The following is a 17,571-nucleotide window of genomic DNA, read 5'->3' as shown; positions in this document are numbered from 1 at the left end:
TCGCGCATCAGAGCAGGCCCTCCAGCCAACCGTCGAGGCGCTCGAAGGCATCGTTGAAGGTGCGGTCCAGTTGCAGCGGGGTGATCGACACGTAACCCTGCATCACGGCATGGAAGTCGGTGCCCGGGCCGCCATCTTCGGCATCGCCGGCCACGGCGATCCAGTAGCCTTCCTTGCCCCGCGGGTTGACCACCTTGGTCGGTGCCGCGGCACGCGCGCGGTGCCCCAGGCGGGTAAGCTGGATGCCACGTATATGCTCCAGCGGCAGGTTGGGGATATTGACGTTGAGCACGGTGCGCGGCGGCAGCTCCAGGCGCGACTGCGCCTCGACCAGGCGCCGGGCGATGTAGGCGGCGGTCGGCAAGTTGTCGGGCAGGCGCGACAGCAGCGAGAAGGCCAGCGAGGTGCCGCCGAGGAAGCGCCCCTCCAACGCCGCAGCCACCGTGCCCGAATAGAGCACGTCATCCCCCAGGTTGGCGCCCAGGTTGATGCCGGACACCACCATGTCCGGGGTTTCCGGCAACAGGCCGTTGAGCCCCAGGTGCACGCAGTCGGTCGGTGTGCCGTTGAGGCTGATGAAGCCGTTGGCCAGCGTCTGCGGATGCAGCGGCCGGTCCAGTGTCAGCGAGCTGCCGGCACCGCTTTTGTCTTGATCCGGGGCAATCACCACGCACTCGGCATAGTCCACCAACGCTTCATGCAGCGCGGCGAGGCCGGGTGCGGTAACTCCGTCGTCATTCGAAATCAGAATACGCATGGGCTGTCCGTCTGCCCTGCCGGCACCAGATCGACGAGTTCGCGCACCACCACGGTGGCGAAGCATCCGGCCGGAAGGACGAATTCCAGTTGCAGGATATCAGGCTCGGGATAATGCCACGTCAGCCGCCCAATAGGGAGCCGCAGGATGCGCCGTTCGTGATCCATGCCCGCTCGCGCCAGCCAATCGCACAGCGCCGGATGACGTCCGGCGACCGTGGACTCGAGGTCGAGGGTCGCGCCTTGGCTCGGTGCCGCACCGGCGCCCCACAGCGGGCCCGTCGGGTGCAGGTCGAGAATGGCCAGGCGCGGGTCGTTGCACTCGGCCTCGCCGGCCATGAAGAAGCTGCGCTTGTCGGTGAAAGCCAGCAGGTCGCCGACCTGGGCGCGCTGCCAGCTGCCGTCGGCGACACGGGTGGCTAGCACCTGGTTGAACAGGTAGCTGCGCCCGGCCGACAGCAGCCGCGAACGCAGGTTGCGCTGCTCGGGCAGCGCCTGGCGAGCGGCCCAGCCCTGTGCGTCGTGCACGTTGCCACCGGCATGGCCGAAGCGCTGGCTGCCGAAGTAGTTGGGCACGCCCTGCTGTTTGAGTTGCTCCAGGCGGGCATCAAGGGCCTGGTGGTCGGCCTGCAGCGCGGTAAGGCGCAAGGTGAAGCCATTGGCCGAATGCGCGCCACGCTGCAGCTTGCGTTGGTGGCGCACCTGCTTGAGCACGCGCAGGGTGTCGTCCTCGGCACGGGACAGGTCTGGGTCGGCCTTGCCCGGCAGGTGCAGGCTGAACCACTGGCGGGTCAGGGCCTGGCGGTCCTTGAGGCCGGCATAGCTGATGGCACGCACCGGCACGCCGGCGGCGCGGGCCAGGCGGCGAGCCGCCTCCTCGGTGTTGAGGTCACGCTTCTCGACCCACAGCCACAGGTGCTCGCCCTGGCCGGACAGCGGGATATCGAGGACTTCATCGACCTGGAAGTCTTCAGCCACCGCCTTGAGCACCGCGGTGCCCAAGACATCGCCCGAGGCCCGAGGGCCTAGCAGTTCCAGTTCGGTCATGCTGGCAGCAGCAGGGCAACCGCATGCACGGCGATGCCCTCCTCGCGGCCGGTGAAGCCCAGCTTTTCTTCAGTGGTGGCCTTGACGTTGACCTGGTCGAGCTCGACCTGCAGGTCTGCGGCGATGTGCTGGCGCATGGTCTCGATGTGCGGGGCCATCTTTGGTGCCTGGGCGACGATGGTGGCGTCGACATTGCCGACCTTCCAGCCCTTGTCACGCACGACAGCGACCACGTGGCGCAGCAGCACCCGGCTGTCGGCGCCCTTGAACTGCGGGTCGGTGTCGGGGAAATGCTTGCCGATGTCGCCCAGCGCCGCGGCACCCAGCAAGGCATCGCTCAGGGCGTGCAGCAGCACGTCGCCGTCGGAGTGGGCCAGCAGGCCGAACTTGTGGGGGATACGCACCCCGCCCAAGGTAATGAAATCACCGTCGCAGAAACGATGGACATCGTAGCCGTGGCCAATACGCATAGAAGAACGCCCTGATTGAGTCAGGGCGTGATTCTACCTGCTTTTGCGGTATTGGGGCTGCTTCACGGCCCTGCGGCTCAGACCCTGCCCAGTGCCACCGCATGATGGCGCAGGTGTTCATCGATGAAGCTGGCGATGAAGTAGTAGCTATGGTCGTAGCCTGGCTGCAGGCGCAGGGTCAGCCCATGGCCGCCCTTACGGGCCGCCTGCTCCAGCGCCTCTGGCTTGAGCTGCTTTTCAAGGAAGTCATCGCGATCCCCCTGGTCCACCAGCAGCGGCGGGCATTCATCCGCCTCGGCCAGCAGCACACTGGCATCCCACTCGCGCCACTGCGCCCGGTCTTCGCCCAGGTAGCGGCTGAAGGCCTTCTCACCCCAAGGGCAATCCATTGGATTGCTGATCGGTGAGAACGCCGACACCGAGCGGTAGCGCCCCGGGTTGCGCAAGGCGCAGACCAGCGCGCCATGCCCGCCCATCGAGTGGCCACTGATACTGCGCTGGCTTGACGCCGGGAAATGCTCCTCGATCAACTCCGGCAACTCGTGCACCACATAGTCGTGCATCTGGTAGTTGCGCGCCCAGGGCTGCTGGGTGGCATTGAGGTAGAACCCCGCGCCGAGGCCGAAGTCCCAGGCACCGTCCGGATCACCCGGCACCTGCTCGCCACGCGGGCTGGTGTCCGGGGCGACGATGATCAGCCCAAGCTCCGCGGCCAGGCGCTGGGCGCCGGCCTTCTGCATGAAGTTCTCGTCGGTGCAGGTCAGGCCGCTGAGCCAGTACAGCACCGGCAGCTTTTCGCCCTGCTCGGCTTGGGGCGGCAGGTACACCGCGAACACCATGTCGCAGGCAAGCACCTTGGAGCTGTGCCGGTAACGCTTGTGCCAGCCGCCAAAGCTTTTCTGGCAAGAGATGTTTTCCAGCGTCATGGCGAGGGCCTCAGAAGTGGATTACGCTGCGGATGCTCTTGCCTTCGTGCATCAGGTCGAAAGCTTTGTTGATGTCCTCCAGGCCCATGGTATGGGTAATGAAGGTGTCCAGCGGGATCTCGCCTTTCTCGGACATTTCCACGTAGCTCGGCAGCTCACTGCGGCCACGCACGCCGCCGAAGGCCGAACCGCGCCAGACGCGACCGGTGACCAGCTGGAACGGACGGGTGGCGATTTCCTGGCCGGCACCGGCCACGCCAATGATCACCGACTCGCCCCAGCCCTTGTGGCAGCATTCCAGCGCCGCGCGCATCAGTTGCACATTGCCGATGCACTCGAAGGAAAAGTCCACGCCGCCGTCGGTGAGATCGACGATCACTTCCTGGATCGGGCGGTCGTAGTCTTTCGGGTTGATGCAGTCGGTTGCGCCCAGCTGGCGGGCGATCTCGAACTTGGCCGGGTTGATGTCGATGGCGATGATGCGCGAAGCCTTGGCCTTGACCGCGCCGATCACTGCCGACAGACCGATGCCGCCGAGGCCGAAGATGGCCACAGTGTCACCCGGCTTGACCTTGGCGGTATTGAGCACCGCGCCGATACCGGTGGTCACGCCGCAGCCGAGCAGGCAGACCTTCTCCAGCGGGGCCTCTTTCTGGATCTTGGCCACGGAGATTTCCGGCAGCACGGTGTACTCGGAGAAGGTCGAGGTGCCCATGTAGTGGAACAGCTGCTGGCCCTTGTAGCTGAAGCGGGTGGTGCCGTCGGGCATCAGGCCCTTGCCCTGGGTGGCGCGGATGGCCTGGCACAGGTTGGTCTTGCCCGACAGGCAGAATTTGCACTTGCCGCATTCCGGGGTGTACAGCGGGATCACGTGGTCGCCGACCGCCACCGAGGTCACGCCCTCGCCAACCGCCTCGACGATCGCCCCGCCCTCATGGCCGAGAATCGACGGGAAGATGCCTTCCGGGTCGGCGCCAGACAGGGTATAGGCGTCGGTATGGCAGACACCCGAGGCGACGACGCGCAGCAGCACTTCGCCGGCCTTGGGCATGGCCACGTCCACTTCGACGATTTCCAGGGGTTTCTTGGCCTCGAAGGCTACAGCAGCGCGGGACTTGATCATCAAAGGTCTCCAGACAAGAGTGTCGATTGCAGGCAAGCAGTGTAATTCACTGCCTTTTGATGAATAATCCGGCCATTCACAAAACATTATTGCCACACAGGGATAATCCATTGAGCAGCCGCTGGGAAGGCATCGACGAATTCGTCGCCGTGGCAGAAATGGGCCAGTTCACCGCCGCCGCCGAACGCCTCGGAGTGTCTTCGTCGCACATCAGTCGGCAGATCGCCCGCCTGGAGGAACGCTTGCAGACCCGCCTGCTGTACCGCAGCACGCGGCGGGTGACCCTCAGCGAAGCCGGGCAGACCTTTCTCCAGCACTGCCAGCGCCTGCAGGATGGCCGCGAGGAAGCGTTGCGCGCCATGGGCGACCTGGCCAGCGAACCCAAAGGCCTGCTGCGCCTGACCTGCGCGGTAGCCTATGGCGAGCGCTTCATCGTGCCGCTGGTGACGCGCTTCATGGCGCTGTACCCGCAGTTGCGGGTGGAGGTGGAGTTGAGCAACCGCACCCTCGACCTGCTGCATGAGGGCATGGACCTGGCGATCCGCCTGGGCCGCCTGCAGGATTCCCGGCTGGTGGCCACGCGCCTGGCGCCGCGACGCATGTACCTGTGCGCATCACCGGCCTACCTGGCACGCTATGGGCGGCCGCACAGCGTGTCGGAGTTGGCGCGGCACAATTGCCTGGTCGGCAGCTCCGACCTGTGGGCGCTGCAGCAGGAGGGTCGCGAGATCAGCCAGCGGGTACAGGGCAACTGGCGCTGCAACAGCGGCCAGGCGGTGCTGGATGCAGCGCTGCAGGGGATGGGCCTGTGCCAGTTGCCGGACTACTACGTGCTGGAGCATCTGCATAGCGGGGCGCTGGTGTCGTTGCTGGAGGGGCACCAACCGCCGAATACAGCGGTATGGGCGTTGTATCCGCAACAACGGCATCTGTCGCCGAAGGTGCGGCGGTTGGTGGACTATCTCAAGGAAGGGTTGGCGCAGTTGCCGGAGTATCGCACCACGCCTTTGTAGGAGCGGCCTTAGCCGCGATGCGGGCAACGCGGTCAGGCACCCGCTGCGCGGGTGATCGCGGCTGAAGCCGCTCCTACAGATACGGCGTCAGACCATCGCTCAGCGACGCCCAGCCCAGCGCTGGCGCAACCACTCCAAGTCCTCTGGCCGGGTCACCTTGATATTGTCGCTGCGCCCTTCGACCAGGCGCGGCGCATACCCGGCCCACTCGATGGCGGACGACTCATCGGTGACTGCTACATCGGACACCAGGCACTCGGCCAGCGCCCGGTGCAACATGCCGAGGCGGAACATCTGCGGGGTATAGGCTTGCCAGACGGTGCTGCGATCGACCGTCGCCGCCACCCTGCCCTCGCCGTCGGCACGCTTGAGCGTGTCCCGAGCGGGTACGGCGAGCAATCCACCGACGGGATCTTCAGCCAGGGCTGACAGCAACTTGTCCAGATCGCCACGCGCCAGATTCGGCCGCGCGGCGTCGTGCACCAGCACCCAGTCGTCATCCGACGCGCCCTGGGCGTGCAGTAGCAATAGCGCATTGAGCACCGAGTCAGCGCGCTCGTCACCACCCGGGGCACGCTGGATACGCGGATCGCTGGCACAGCGCAGGCCGGGCCAATAAGGGTCGTGTTCGGCAATGCTGACCACCACGCCCTTGAGCATGGGATGGTCGAGGAAACAGTCGAGGCTGTGCTCGAGAATGGTCTGACCGCCCAGTTGCAGATACTGCTTGGGACGGTCGGCAGCCATGCGGGCGCCAATGCCCGCGGCGGGAATCACGGCCCAGAAGGCCGGCAGTTTGTTTGTCATTTCTGTGGCAGCTGGTAGAGGGTTTCGCCCTCCTTGACCATCCCCAGTTCATGACGAGCCCGTTCTTCCACGGTCTCCATACCTTTCTTCAACTCCAGGACCTCGGCATCCAGCACGCGATTGCGTTCCAGCAGGCGTTCGTTTTCCGCATGCTGGTCGGCGATCTGCTGCTTGAGTTCGGTCACTTGCGCCAGGCTGCCATTACCTACCCAAAGGCGATATTGCAGGCCGCCGAGCAGCAGGAGCAGGACGAGGAACAACCAATAGGGACTGCGCATGAAGATATCCAGGGTAAAAAAGGCCGCCGCAGCGAGCTTCCGATAGCACGAAGCCTGGCCGAGGCCAGGCTTCGTCGACAGAAACCCGTGGAGGCAACCGAACGATCAGTACGAACGTTCAGCAGGCCCCGGCTGCTGCCTTTTTACCATCTCTTGCTCAGCCGCGAAACTCGGCACGGCCGCGATACACGGCTTTGGCGCCCAGTTGCTCTTCGATGCGCAGCAGTTGGTTGTACTTGCTGACGCGGTCGGAGCGGCACAGCGAGCCGGTCTTGATCTGGCCAGCAGCAGTGCCCACGGCCAGGTCGGCGATGGTCGAGTCCTCGGTTTCACCGGAACGGTGCGAAATCACCGCGGTGTAGCCAGCGGCCTTGGCCATCTGGATGGCTTCCAGGGTCTCGGTCAGCGAGCCGATCTGGTTGAACTTGATCAGGATCGAGTTGCCGATGCCCTTCTCGATGCCTTCCTTCAGGATCTTGGTGTTGGTCACGAACAGGTCGTCGCCGACCAGCTGGACTTTCTCGCCGATCTTGTCGGTGAGGATCTTCCAGCCAGCCCAGTCGGACTCGTCCAGGCCGTCTTCGATCGAGATGATCGGGAAGCGCTCGGTCAGGCCCTTCAGGTATTCGGCGAAGCCTTCGGCGTCGAACGACTTGCCTTCACCGGACAGGTTGTACTTGCCGTCTTCGTAGAACTCGGAAGCCGCGCAGTCCAGGGCCAGGGTCACGTCGGTGCCCAGCTTGTAGCCGGCTTTCTCGACCGCTTCGGCGATGGCGCCCAGGGCGTCTTCGTTGGAAGCCAGGTTCGGGGCGAAGCCACCTTCGTCACCGACGGCGGTATTCAGGCCACGGGCCTTCAGTACGGCCTTGAGGTGGTGGAAGATCTCGGTGCCCATGCGCAGGCCGTCGGAGAAGGTCTTGGCGCCAACTGGCTGGACCATGAACTCCTGGATGTCGACGTTGTTGTCGGCGTGCTCGCCGCCATTGATGATGTTCATCATCGGCACGGGCATGGAATACTGACCCGGCGTGCCGTTGAGGTTGGCGATGTGCGCGTACAGCGGCAGGTCCTGATCCTGGGCGGCGGCCTTGGCGGCAGCCAGGGACACGGCGAGGATGGCGTTGGCGCCCAGCTTGGCCTTGTTCTCGGTGCCGTCCAGCTCGATCATCGCGCGGTCCAGGGCTTTCTGGTCCGATGGGTCCTTGCCCAGCAGCAGGTCGCGGATCGGGCCGTTGATGTTGGCGACGGCCTTCAGCACGCCCTTGCCCAGGTAACGGCTCTTGTCGCCATCACGCAGCTCCAGCGCTTCGCGCGAGCCAGTGGAAGCACCCGACGGCGCGCAGGCGCTGCCGATGATGCCGTTGTCGAGCAGTACATCGGCTTCCACGGTGGGGTTGCCACGCGAATCGAGAACTTCACGACCTTTGATGTCGACGATCTTTGCCATTGTTGTAAGCACTCCAGAATTGACGAAAACAACGCAGCTTTTGGGAATTCTTGCCGTTCACCAGGCGACATGGCACGGGCAGGCCTGGCGAAGGGAGCCCCTGACCGAAAGGTCAGGGGTGGAACGGGCGGTACTTTACCCGAGAAATGAGCTTTACGCGGTTTCTACCGTCGGAAAACTTTTCACCAGGTCGTCCAGCTGCTTGAGCTGTGCCAGGAACGGCTCAAGCTTGTCCAGGCGCAGGGCGCACGGGCCATCGCACTTGGCGTTGTCCGGGTCCGGATGCGCTTCGAGGAACAGGCCGGCCAGGCCCTGGCTCATGCCAGCCTTGGCCAGGTCGGTAACCTGGGCGCGGCGGCCACCGGCGGAGTCGGCGCGACCGCCCGGGGTCTGCAACGAGTGGGTCACGTCGAAGAACACCGGGTACTCGAACTCCTTCATGATGCCGAAGCCGAGCATGTCCACGACGAGGTTGTTGTAGCCGAAGCTCGAGCCGCGCTCGCAGAGGATCAGTTGGTCGTTGCCAGCCTCGACGCACTTGGCGAGGATGTGCTTCATCTCGTGGGGCGCCAGGAACTGCGCCTTCTTGATGTTGATCACCGCGCCGGTCTTGGCCATCGCCACGACCAGGTCGGTCTGGCGCGACAGGAAGGCCGGCAGCTGGATGATGTCGCACACCTTGGCCACCGGTTCGCACTGGTAGGGTTCGTGCACGTCGGTGATCACCGGCACGTTGAAGGTCTGCTTGATCTCCTCGAAGATCTTCAGGCCCTCTTCCATGCCTGGGCCGCGGTACGAGCTGACCGACGAACGGTTGGCCTTGTCGAAGCTGGCCTTGAACACGTACGGGATACCGAGCTTCTCGGTAACCCGCACGTACTCCTCGCAGACCTTCAGGGCCAGGTCACGGGACTCCAGGACGTTCATGCCGCCGAACAGGACGAACGGCTTGTCGTTGGCGATCTCGATGTTACCGACGCGAATGATCTTCTGAGTCATGGATCAGGCCTTGTTCTTCTGTGCCAGGGCAGCCTTGACGAAACCGCTGAACAGCGGGTGACCGTCACGTGGCGTCGAGGTGAACTCCGGGTGGAACTGGCAGGCGACGAACCATGGGTGGTCCTTGGACTCGACCACTTCAACCAGCGCGCCGTCTTCAGAGCGACCGGACACCTGCAGGCCAGCTTCGACCAGCTGCGGCAGCAGGTTGTTGTTGACTTCGTAGCGGTGGCGGTGACGCTCGGTGATGATGTCCTTGCCGTAGCAGTCGTGCACCTTGGAGCCGGCTGCCAGCTGGCAGTCCTGAGCGCCCAGGCGCATGGTGCCGCCCAGGTCGGACGCTTCAGTACGGGTCTCGACCGCGCCGGTGGCATCGGCCCACTCGGTGATCAGACCAACGACCGGGTGGCCGCTGTTGCGGTCGAACTCGGTGGAGTTGGCGTCTTTCCAGCCCATCACGTTACGGGCGAATTCGATCACGGCCACCTGCATGCCGAGGCAGATGCCCAGGTACGGGACCTTGTTCTCACGGGCGTACTGCACCGCGGTGATCTTGCCTTCGACGCCGCGCAGGCCGAAACCGCCCGGGACCAAGATGGCATCGGCGCCTTCGAGCAGGCTGGTGCCCTGGTTCTCGATGTCTTCAGAGTCGATGTAGCGCAGGTTGACCTTGGTGCGGTTGGTGATGCCGGCGTGGCTCATCGCTTCGATCAGTGACTTGTACGCGTCCAGCAGCTCCATGTACTTGCCGACCATGGCGATGGTCACTTCCTGCTCAGGGTTGAGCTTGGCGTCGACGACCTTGTCCCACTCGGACAGGTCGGCGCTGTTGCACTGCAGGCCGAAGCGCTCGACGACGAAGTCGTCCAGGCCCTGGGCATGCAGCACGCCTGGGATCTTGTAGATGGTGTCGACGTCTTCCAGCGAAATCACCGCACGCTCTTCGACGTTGGTGAACAGCGCGATCTTGCGGCGCGACGAAGCGTCCACCGGGTGGTCGGAGCGGCAGATCAGCACGTCAGGCTGCAGGCCGATGGAGCGCAGTTCCTTGACCGAGTGCTGGGTCGGCTTGGTCTTGGTCTCGCCGGCGGTGGCGATGTACGGGACCAGGGTCAGGTGCATCAGCATGGCGCGCTTGGAGCCCACTTCGACGCGCAGCTGGCGGATGGCCTCGAGGAACGGCTGCGACTCGATGTCGCCCACGGTGCCGCCGATCTCGACCAGCGCGACGTCGGCATCGCCGGCGCCCTTGATGATGCGGCGCTTGATTTCGTCGGTGATGTGCGGGATGACCTGGATGGTCGCGCCCAGGTAATCACCACGGCGCTCCTTGCGCAGCACGTGCTCGTAGATACGGCCGGTGGTGAAGTTGTTGTTCTGGGTCATCGTGGTGCGGATGAACCGCTCGTAGTGGCCCAGGTCGAGGTCGGTCTCGGCGCCGTCGTGAGTGACGAACACTTCACCGTGCTGGAACGGGCTCATGGTGCCCGGGTCGACGTTGATGTACGGGTCCAGCTTGAGCATGGTGACTTTAAGCCCCCGCGCTTCCAGGATGGCCGCCAGGGAAGCCGAGGCAATGCCTTTCCCCAATGAAGAAACAACACCGCCCGTGACGAATATGTAGCGCGTCATGAAAAACCCTAGAAGTCTGCGTTAAGGCGGCCAGCGCCGCCGGAGAAAGCGAAGGAAGGCCGAAGCCCCCGATCACCTGCGTCAATCACAGTGCATCTCGAAAAACTGCCGCGTCTGTACAGACCAGGGGTGTCCCCGGCATGGAGCTCGCTCGTCATTTTAAGAAATCAGCCCAGCAAAAAACTGCTTGGTAATCGGCAACCTCTGTGTTTTCGCGGAACCCACAGAAGTTGTATCAAGAAGGGAGGGTAGTCTACCGGAATGTACCCTTCAGCTCAAACCTTGCACGTTCGTCGGCGGTTGCCAGTGCAGTTGGCCTTCGGCCTGAGCGAGTCCGGGCAGATTGGCCACCGCCAGCAATTGCTCGCCGCGGTACAGCAGCGGCAGGCGCGGACGCACGAAGTGCGGGACCTGCAGCTCGTTGAGCAGACGCTTGAGGTCGCGTCGGCCACGGCCGCTGACCTCCAGCACTTCGCCGCCTTGACGATAGGCGATGCGCAGGCCTGCATCGTCCACGCAGCCCTCCAGCCACACCTGGCCGTTGCCCGGCAGCGCCAGGGGCCTGGACGGGTTCGGCCACGCCCATTCACCCGCCAGAGCCTGGAGCCATTGTCCGTCCAGCCACCAGATGCGCCCGTGGCTGCGCTGCAACTGACCGTCGGTCAGGCGCCAGATCGGGCAGGCATCGCCTGCCGCGTCACGCAGGTCGTCCCAGCCGGCCCAGTGGCGACTGTCCGGCAGGCGCGTGCGGCGGCCGAGCCAGTATTGCAGGGCATTGCGCTGGCGCGCCGGTGACAGCGCCTGGAGTACGGCGAGGTCGAGGGAGGCAAGGCCGAGCCAGGGCAGCGGCGCATTGTCGCAGGCCGGGGCCAGGTCGGTGGCGGCCAGTTCGTCAAGCAGGCCCAGGGCTTCGCCTAGATGCTCGGCGCTGCGCGCGAGGTTGCCCTCAGCCTGGGGCCAACGACCTCGCAACAATGGGAAGACCTCTGAACGCAGGAAGTTGCGGGCGAAGGTGGTGTCGGTATTGGAGGGATCGTCAACCCACACCAGCCCCCTGCTCTGGGCATAGGCGTGCAAACGCTCGCGCGAAACCTTCAGCAGCGGGCGCACGAGCCTGCCCTGCCCCAACGAGCGCACCTCGGGCATGGCCGACAGACCACGCAAGCCGGCGCCGCGCAGCAGACGGAACAGCAAGGTTTCGGCCTGATCGTCACGGTGCTGGCCGGTGAACAGGACGGCGCCTGGAGCGAGCTGCTTTTCGAACGCTGTGTAACGGGCATCGCGGGCCGCCTGCTCAAGACTGGCACCCGGGGCTACCTGAACGTGAACAACGTCGAGTTCGATGCCCAGGGCATCACAGACGGTCTTGCAGTGGGCGGGCCATGCATCGGCGGCAGCTTGCAGACCATGATGCACATGGACGGCACGCAGGGGAGGCGCGGGGTGATTACGGGCGTAATCGGCCAGCAGGTGCAGGAGGACGGTGGAGTCGAGGCCGCCGGAGAAGGCGACGTGCCAGGCGGGGGCATCGAGCCAACGGGCAAACTGGCGGGTGAGGTTGATCACCTGGACCTCACCGTCATGGAGATCGCGGGGGGCGTTTCACGCCCCTTTCGCCGGCAAGCCGGCTCCCACAGAAGTATGCATTCCCCTGTGGGAGCCGGCTTGCCGGCGAAAGGGCCGCAAAGCGGCCCCTGGAATCCATCAGAGACCGTAGCTCATCAGGCGATCGTAACGGCGCTTGAGCAGCGCGTCGTTGTCGAGCTTGCCGAGCATGTCCAGCTGTTCGATCAGGTCGGCGCGGATGCTCGCCGACATCTTGGCCGGATCACGGTGGGCGCCGCCCAGCGGTTCCTGGATGACCTTGTCGACGATGTTCAGGCTCTTCAGGCGCTCGGCGGTGATGCCCATGGCCTCGGCGGCGTCGGCGGCCTTGTCGGCGGTCTTCCACAGGATCGAGGCGCAGCCTTCCGGCGAGATCACCGAGTAGGTGGAGTACTGCAGCATGTTCAGCTGGTCGCACACGCCGATGGCCAGTGCGCCGCCGGAACCACCCTCACCGATCACGGTGGCGATGATCGGCGTCTTCAGGCGTGCCATCACGCGCAGGTTCCAGGCAATGGCCTCGCTCTGGTTGCGCTCTTCGGCGTCGATACCCGGATAGGCGCCCGGGGTGTCGATGAAGGTCAGGATCGGCATCTTGAAGCGCTCGGCCATTTCCATCAGGCGGCAAGCCTTGCGGTAGCCTTCAGGGCGCGGCATGCCGAAGTTGCGGCGCACCTTCTCGCGCACTTCACGGCCCTTCTGGTGGCCGATGACCATCACCGGCTTGTCGTCCAGGCGCGCGGTGCCACCAACGATGGCGGCGTCGTCGGAGAAGTGACGGTCGCCGTGCAGCTCTTCGAACTCGGTGAAGAGGTGATCGATGTAGTCGAGGGTGTACGGGCGGCGCGGGTGACGGGCCAGGCGGGCGATCTGCCAGCTGGTCAGGTTGCCGAAGATGCTCTCGGTCAGGGTGCTGCTCTTGTCCTGCAGACGGGCAATTTCATCGCTGATGTTCAGCGAGTTGTCGTTACCCACCAGGCGCAGCTCTTCGATCTTGGCTTGCAGGTCGGCAATCGGCTGTTCGAAATCGAGGAAATTCGGGTTCATAGGCTTCCGTCTTGGGTCTACGGCCAGGCGGCCGGCCGGTTGATCCGTTTGGCGCCCTACCTTAAGGGATCAGGCGCATATAGGTCGAGATTAAAATTCGTCGTTTCAACGGTATTGCAGGAAGACGTTCTCACGTCCGAACTGGTCACGCAGTGCCTGAATCAGGCCGTCGGCCGGGTCGATGGACCACTGGTCGCCGAATTGCAGCATGGCCTTGGCGTCGCTGCCGGTGTACTCCAGGGTGATCGGGCAGCCACCACGGTGACGGGTGATCAGCTCGCCCAGCCAGTTCAGGCGGTCACCCTTGAGCGCGTCGTGGGCGACCTTCAGGCGCAGGCTTTCGGCCAGTTTGGTACGGGCATCCTCCATGGTCATCACCGTCTTGACCCGCAGGCGCAGGCCACCGGAGAAGTCGTCGTTGCTGACCTCCCCTTCCACCACCACCATGGCGTCGGTCTGCAGCAGGGCCTGGGCGCCCATGAAGGCATCGGCGAACAACGAGGCCTCGATGCGCCCGGAACGGTCGTCGAGGGTGACGAAGCCCATCTTGTCACCCTTCTTGTTCTTCATCACGCGCAGGGCAATGATCATCCCGGCGATGGTCTGGGTATCCCGCGCAGGCTTCAAGTCGACAATGCGCTGGCGGGCGAAACGGCGGATCTCGGTCTCGTACTCATCGATCGGATGCCCGGTGAGGTACAGGCCGAGGGTGTCCTTCTCGCCTTTCAGGCGCTCCTTGAGCGTCAGTTCGCGCACCTTGCGGTGATTGGCATAGACGTCGACATCCGCCTCGTCGAACATGCCGCCGAACAGGTCGACATGGCCACTGTCGGCGGTATGGGCCGCCTGCTCGGCAGCCTTGACGGCCTCACCCAGCGCCGACAGCAGGGTCGCGCGGTTGATGTCGATGTTGGCCTGGTAGGCCTTGATCTCGTCATGGAAGTGCGGGCCGAGACGATCCAGCGCGCCACTGCGGATCAACGCATCGAGGGTACGCTTGTTGACGCGCTTGAGGTCGATGCGCTCACAGAAGTCGAACAGGTCCTTGAACGGACCACCCTGTGCGCGCGCCTCGACGATCGCCTCCACCGGGCCTTCGCCCACGCCCTTGATCGCCCCCAGGCCATAGACGATGCGGCCATCGTTGTTGACGGTGAACTTGAAGTCGGAGAAGTTCACGTCCGGCGCGTCGAGGCGCAGCTTCATGCTGCGCACTTCCTCGACCAGCACCACCACCTTGTCGGTGTTGTGCATATCCGCCGACAGCACCGCGGCCATGAACGGCGCCGGGTAGTGGGTCTTCAGCCAGGCGGTCTGGTACGACACCAGGCCGTAGGCGGCGGAGTGGGATTTGTTGAAGCCGTAGCCGGCGAATTTCTCTACCAGGTCGAAGATGTTACCGGCCAGGTCCGCATCGATGTTGTTGGCCACGCAGCCTTCGATGAAACCGCCCCGCTGCTTGGCCATTTCCTCGGGCTTTTTCTTACCCATGGCCCGGCGCAGCATGTCGGCGCCGCCGAGGGTATAGCCGGCCATCACCTGGGCGATCTGCATCACCTGTTCCTGGTACAGGATGATGCCGTAGGTGGGCGCAAGAACGGGCTTGAGGCCTTCGTACTGGTAGTCCGCATGCGGGTAGGCCAACTCGGCGCGGCCGTGCTTGCGGTTGATGAAGTCGTCCACCATGCCCGACTGCAGCGGACCGGGGCGGAACAGCGCCACCAGTGCGATCAGGTCTTCCAGGCAGTCAGGCTTGAGCTTCTTGATCAGCTCCTTCATGCCACGGGATTCGAGCTGGAACACCGCCGTGGTCTCGGCTTTTTGCAGCAGCTCGTAGGTCTTGCGGTCGTCCAGCGGGATGAAGTCGATGTTGACGTCGGGCAGGTTCTTCTTGGCCTGCTCGCGGTTGATGATCTCCATCGCCCACTTGATGATCGTCAGCGTACGCAGGCCGAGGAAGTCGAACTTCACCAGGCCTGCGGCCTCGACGTCGTCCTTGTCGAACTGGGTCACCAGGCCGCCGCCCTCTTCATCACAGGCGATTGGCGAGAAGTCGGTGAGCTTGGTCGGCGCGATCACCACGCCACCGGCGTGTTTGCCGGTACCGCGGGTGACACCTTCGAGCTTGAGGGCCATGTCCCAGATCTCGCGGCCATCCTCGTCGCTCTTGAGGAAGTCGCGCAGGATCTCTTCCTGCTCGTAGGCCTTCTCCAGGGTCATGCCCACTTCGAACGGGATCATCTTCGACAGGCGGTCGGCCAGACCATAGGACTTGCCCTGCACCCGCGCCACGTCACGCACCACCGCCTTGGCGGCCATGGTGCCGAAGGTGATGATCTGGCTCACCGCGTTACGCCCGTAGGCCTCGGCCACGTAGTCGATCACCCGGTCGCGGCCATCCATGCAGAAGTCGACGTCGAAGTCGGGCATGGAAATACGTTCAGGGTTGAGGAAGCGCTCGAACAGCAGGTCGTAGGCCAACGGGTCGAGGTCGGTGATCTTCAGCACGTAGGCCACCAACGAACCGGCACCCGACCCCCGGCCCGGGCCGACCGGCACGTCGTTGTTCTTGGCCCACTTGATGAAGTCCATAACGATCAGGAAGTAACCGGGGAAGCCCATCTGGATGATGATATCCAGCTCGAACTTCAGGCGGTCCAGGTAGACCTGGCGCTTCTCTTCGTAATTGGGCGTGGTCTCCTTCGGCCAGAGCACCGCCAGGCGCTCCTCCAGGCCTTCGTGGGAGACATGCCGCAGGTAGTCGTCGATGCCCATGCCGTTGGGCGTCGGGAAGTCGGGGAGGAAGTACTTGCCCAGCTGCACGGTGATATTGCAGCGCTTGGCGATCTCCACGGTGTTGGCAATGGCGTCCGGCAGGTCGCTGAACAGCTCGGCCATCTCTTCGGCGGACTTGAGGTACTGCTGGTCGCTGTAGCCACGCGGGCGGCGCGGGTCGTCCAGGGTCCAGCCCTCGCCGATGCACACGCGGGTCTCGTGGGCATCGAAGTCCGACTGCTTGACGAAACGCACGTCGTTGGTTGCCACCAGCGGCGCACCGAGCTTGTCGGCCAAGGCCACGGCAGCGTGCACGTACTCCTCGTCACCGGCGCGGTTGGTGCGCTGCACCTCGACGTAGAAGCGCTCGGGGAACATGCTCATCCAGTCGGCGAGCAGGACCTGGGCTTCGTCCTGACGATTGGCCATCAGCGCCATGCCGATGTCGCCTTCCTTGCCGGCGGAGAGGGCAATCAGCCCTTCGCTGGCCGGGGCGATCCAGTCGCGCTGGATGATCACCAGGCCATTGCGCTGGCCATCGGTCCAACCACGCGAGATCAGCTCGGTGAGATTGCGGTAACCCTTGGGGTTCATGGCCAGGAAACAGATGCGCGACAGCGGCGCTTCCGGATCGACCCCGGCCAGCCACAGGTCGGCGCCGCAGATCGGCTTGATGCCGGCGCCCATGGCGGTCTTGTAGAACTTCACCAGCGAGCACATGTTGCTCTGGTCGGTGATCGCCACCGCCGGCATGTTCATCCCGGCCAGGGCCTTGGCCAGCGGCTTGATCCGCACCAGGCCGTCGACCAGGGAGAATTCGGAGTGCACGCGAAGGTGAACGAAGGAGACCGACATGGAGGATCCTGTAGCAGTGCTGAACGACAAGGGCGGGATTGTAGCGTATTGCTCTGCGCTTGCCTCGCCTGCAGGTCAGCGGTTGATTGCAGAATGCATCGCGGGGCAAGCCCGCTCCCGCGCAGCTCGGCGTGGGAGCGGGCTTGCCCCGCGATGAATGGCGCCGATCAGATCAGCGAAGTGGTAATGCCTTCACGGGCTTCCCATGCGGCCCGAACAGGCGCGAACGAGCGCCGGTGAATCGGCGTCGGCCCAAGACGGGCCAGGGCCTCAAGGTGCACTGGAGTCGGATACCCCTTGTGCCCGCCGATCCCATAACCCGGGTAGATCAGCTCAAACGCGCTCATCTCGCGGTCACGGGTGACCTTGGCCAGGATCGATGCGGCGGCGATCGCCGGCACCTGCGAATCACCCTTGACCACCGGAGCCGCCGGTACTGAAAGCTTCGGGCAGCGGTTGCCATCGATCAGTGCCAGCTTCGGCGTGACGTGCAACCCTTCGACCGCACGCTGCATGGCCAGCATGGTCGCATGGAGGATGTTCAGCCGGTCGATTTCCTCGACCTCGGCGCGGGCGATGCAGAAACTCAGCGCCTTCTCGCAGATCTCGTCGAACAGCGCATCGCGCTTGGCCTCGGTGAGTTTTTTCGAGTCGTTCAGGCCGAGGATCGGCCGGCGCGGGTCGAGAATCACCGCTGCGGTGACCACCGCGCCGCACAGCGGACCACGGCCCACTTCGTCGACGCCGGCCACCAGTTCCTCGACCAGGTTGAAATCCAGTCCCATCTGCAT

Annotated in this window: 15 protein-coding genes; 1 reads left to right on the top strand and 14 read right to left on the bottom strand. The window is 64.3% G+C overall.

Going from position 1 to position 17,571, the window contains the following annotated elements; all coding sequences use genetic code 11:
- Positions 1–7: 7 nt before the first annotated feature.
- The 5 genes from surE to ACVWY1_RS23735 form a co-directional block, all read right to left on the bottom strand.
- Positions 8–757, bottom strand: coding sequence for a 5'/3'-nucleotidase SurE (gene surE / locus ACVWY1_RS23755; protein WP_046854410.1), 750 nt, complete (start codon positions 755–757; stop codon positions 8–10).
- Positions 745–1,803 carry a tRNA pseudouridine(13) synthase TruD gene (truD, locus tag ACVWY1_RS23750; RefSeq protein WP_457378829.1) on the bottom strand — a complete coding sequence of 353 codons (1,059 nt, stop codon included), beginning with the start codon at positions 1,801–1,803 and terminating at the stop codon, positions 745–747. The genes surE and truD overlap by 13 nt, the downstream gene beginning before the upstream one ends.
- Positions 1,800–2,273, bottom strand: coding sequence for a 2-C-methyl-D-erythritol 2,4-cyclodiphosphate synthase (ispF, locus tag ACVWY1_RS23745; protein ID WP_102684063.1), 474 nt, complete (start codon positions 2,271–2,273; stop codon positions 1,800–1,802). Before ispF ends, truD begins: the two co-directional genes overlap by 4 nt.
- 77 nt (positions 2,274–2,350) lie before the next feature.
- Positions 2,351–3,199: an S-formylglutathione hydrolase gene (gene fghA / locus ACVWY1_RS23740; protein WP_110701900.1), complete on the bottom strand. Its 849-nt coding sequence runs from the start codon at positions 3,197–3,199 to the stop codon at positions 2,351–2,353.
- Between the two features lie 10 nt (positions 3,200–3,209).
- On the bottom strand, positions 3,210–4,322 hold the full coding sequence (locus ACVWY1_RS23735; RefSeq protein WP_016712915.1) for an S-(hydroxymethyl)glutathione dehydrogenase/class III alcohol dehydrogenase: 1,113 nt from the start codon (positions 4,320–4,322) through the stop codon (positions 3,210–3,212).
- Between the two features lie 110 nt (positions 4,323–4,432).
- Here ACVWY1_RS23735 and ACVWY1_RS23730 point away from each other — a divergent pair, with 110 nt between their 5' ends.
- Entirely contained in the window at positions 4,433–5,335 is a 903-nt protein-coding gene (locus ACVWY1_RS23730) for a LysR substrate-binding domain-containing protein (protein ID WP_457378828.1), read from the top strand.
- Between the two features lie 99 nt (positions 5,336–5,434).
- On the opposite strand, the gene ispD is transcribed toward ACVWY1_RS23730, so the two are convergent.
- The 9 genes from ispD to rnhB all read right to left on the bottom strand — a co-directional run bounded on the left by ispD (position 5,435) and on the right by rnhB (position 17,571).
- Positions 5,435–6,142, bottom strand: a complete 708-nt coding sequence (ispD, locus tag ACVWY1_RS23725) for a 2-C-methyl-D-erythritol 4-phosphate cytidylyltransferase (RefSeq protein ID WP_277501778.1) — start codon at positions 6,140–6,142, stop codon at positions 5,435–5,437.
- Positions 6,139–6,420 (bottom strand): cell division protein FtsB, encoded by a 282-nt coding sequence (gene ftsB, locus ACVWY1_RS23720; RefSeq protein ID WP_011535259.1) that lies wholly within the window; start codon positions 6,418–6,420, stop codon positions 6,139–6,141. Before ftsB ends, ispD begins: the two co-directional genes overlap by 4 nt.
- Before the next feature lie 157 nt (positions 6,421–6,577).
- Positions 6,578–7,867 carry a phosphopyruvate hydratase gene (gene eno / locus ACVWY1_RS23715; protein WP_027920020.1) on the bottom strand — a complete coding sequence of 430 codons (1,290 nt, stop codon included), beginning with the start codon at positions 7,865–7,867 and terminating at the stop codon, positions 6,578–6,580.
- A 153-nt stretch (positions 7,868–8,020) separates the two neighbouring features.
- Positions 8,021–8,866 carry a 3-deoxy-8-phosphooctulonate synthase gene (gene kdsA / locus ACVWY1_RS23710; RefSeq protein WP_457378827.1) on the bottom strand — a complete coding sequence of 282 codons (846 nt, stop codon included), beginning with the start codon at positions 8,864–8,866 and terminating at the stop codon, positions 8,021–8,023.
- 3 nt (positions 8,867–8,869) lie between these two features.
- Positions 8,870–10,498, bottom strand: a complete 1,629-nt coding sequence (locus tag ACVWY1_RS23705) for a CTP synthase (protein WP_046854404.1) — start codon at positions 10,496–10,498, stop codon at positions 8,870–8,872.
- 270 nt (positions 10,499–10,768) lie between these two features.
- On the bottom strand, positions 10,769–12,064 hold the full coding sequence (gene tilS / locus ACVWY1_RS23700) for a tRNA lysidine(34) synthetase TilS (protein WP_457378826.1): 1,296 nt from the start codon (positions 12,062–12,064) through the stop codon (positions 10,769–10,771).
- A gap of 138 nt (positions 12,065–12,202) precedes the next feature.
- Complete coding sequence (locus tag ACVWY1_RS23695) at positions 12,203–13,150, bottom strand: acetyl-CoA carboxylase carboxyltransferase subunit alpha (protein ID WP_023628729.1); 948 nt, start codon at positions 13,148–13,150, stop codon at positions 12,203–12,205.
- 105 nt (positions 13,151–13,255) lie between these two features.
- Positions 13,256–16,780, bottom strand: a complete 3,525-nt coding sequence (gene dnaE, locus ACVWY1_RS23690; RefSeq protein WP_046854402.1) for a DNA polymerase III subunit alpha — start codon at positions 16,778–16,780, stop codon at positions 13,256–13,258.
- Positions 16,781–16,947: 167 nt separating this feature from the next.
- Positions 16,948–17,571 (bottom strand): ribonuclease HII, encoded by a 624-nt coding sequence (rnhB, locus tag ACVWY1_RS23685; protein WP_110701889.1) that lies wholly within the window; start codon positions 17,569–17,571, stop codon positions 16,948–16,950.

Source organism: Pseudomonas sp. TE6288 (genome assembly GCF_054062095.1).
Note: the sequence above shows the minus strand (reverse complement) of the source record. Positions and strands in the feature narration are given on the sequence as shown.

What these genes read in the sequence shown, in the direction of transcription:
- surE (WP_046854410.1), bottom strand. Translation starts at nt 757, where the DNA reads ATGCGTATTCTGATTTCGAATGACGACGGAGTTACCGCACCCGGCCTC.
- truD (WP_457378829.1), bottom strand. Translation starts at nt 1,803, where the DNA reads ATGACCGAACTGGAACTGCTAGGCCCTCGGGCCTCGGGCGATGTCTTG.
- ispF (WP_102684063.1), bottom strand. Translation starts at nt 2,273, where the DNA reads ATGCGTATTGGCCACGGCTACGATGTCCATCGTTTCTGCGACGGTGAT.
- fghA (WP_110701900.1), bottom strand. Translation starts at nt 3,199, where the DNA reads ATGACGCTGGAAAACATCTCTTGCCAGAAAAGCTTTGGCGGCTGGCAC.
- ACVWY1_RS23735 (WP_016712915.1), bottom strand. Translation starts at nt 4,322, where the DNA reads ATGATCAAGTCCCGCGCTGCTGTAGCCTTCGAGGCCAAGAAACCCCTG.
- ispD (WP_277501778.1), bottom strand. Translation starts at nt 6,142, where the DNA reads ATGACAAACAAACTGCCGGCCTTCTGGGCCGTGATTCCCGCCGCGGGC.
- ftsB (WP_011535259.1), bottom strand. Translation starts at nt 6,420, where the DNA reads ATGCGCAGTCCCTATTGGTTGTTCCTCGTCCTGCTCCTGCTGCTCGGC.
- eno (WP_027920020.1), bottom strand. Translation starts at nt 7,867, where the DNA reads ATGGCAAAGATCGTCGACATCAAAGGTCGTGAAGTTCTCGATTCGCGT.
- kdsA (WP_457378827.1), bottom strand. Translation starts at nt 8,866, where the DNA reads ATGACTCAGAAGATCATTCGCGTCGGTAACATCGAGATCGCCAACGAC.
- ACVWY1_RS23705 (WP_046854404.1), bottom strand. Translation starts at nt 10,498, where the DNA reads ATGACGCGCTACATATTCGTCACGGGCGGTGTTGTTTCTTCATTGGGG.
- ACVWY1_RS23695 (WP_023628729.1), bottom strand. Translation starts at nt 13,150, where the DNA reads ATGAACCCGAATTTCCTCGATTTCGAACAGCCGATTGCCGACCTGCAA.
- dnaE (WP_046854402.1), bottom strand. Translation starts at nt 16,780, where the DNA reads ATGTCGGTCTCCTTCGTTCACCTTCGCGTGCACTCCGAATTCTCCCTG.
- rnhB (WP_110701889.1), bottom strand. Translation starts at nt 17,571, where the DNA reads ATGCAGATGGGACTGGATTTCAACCTGGTCGAGGAACTGGTGGCCGGC.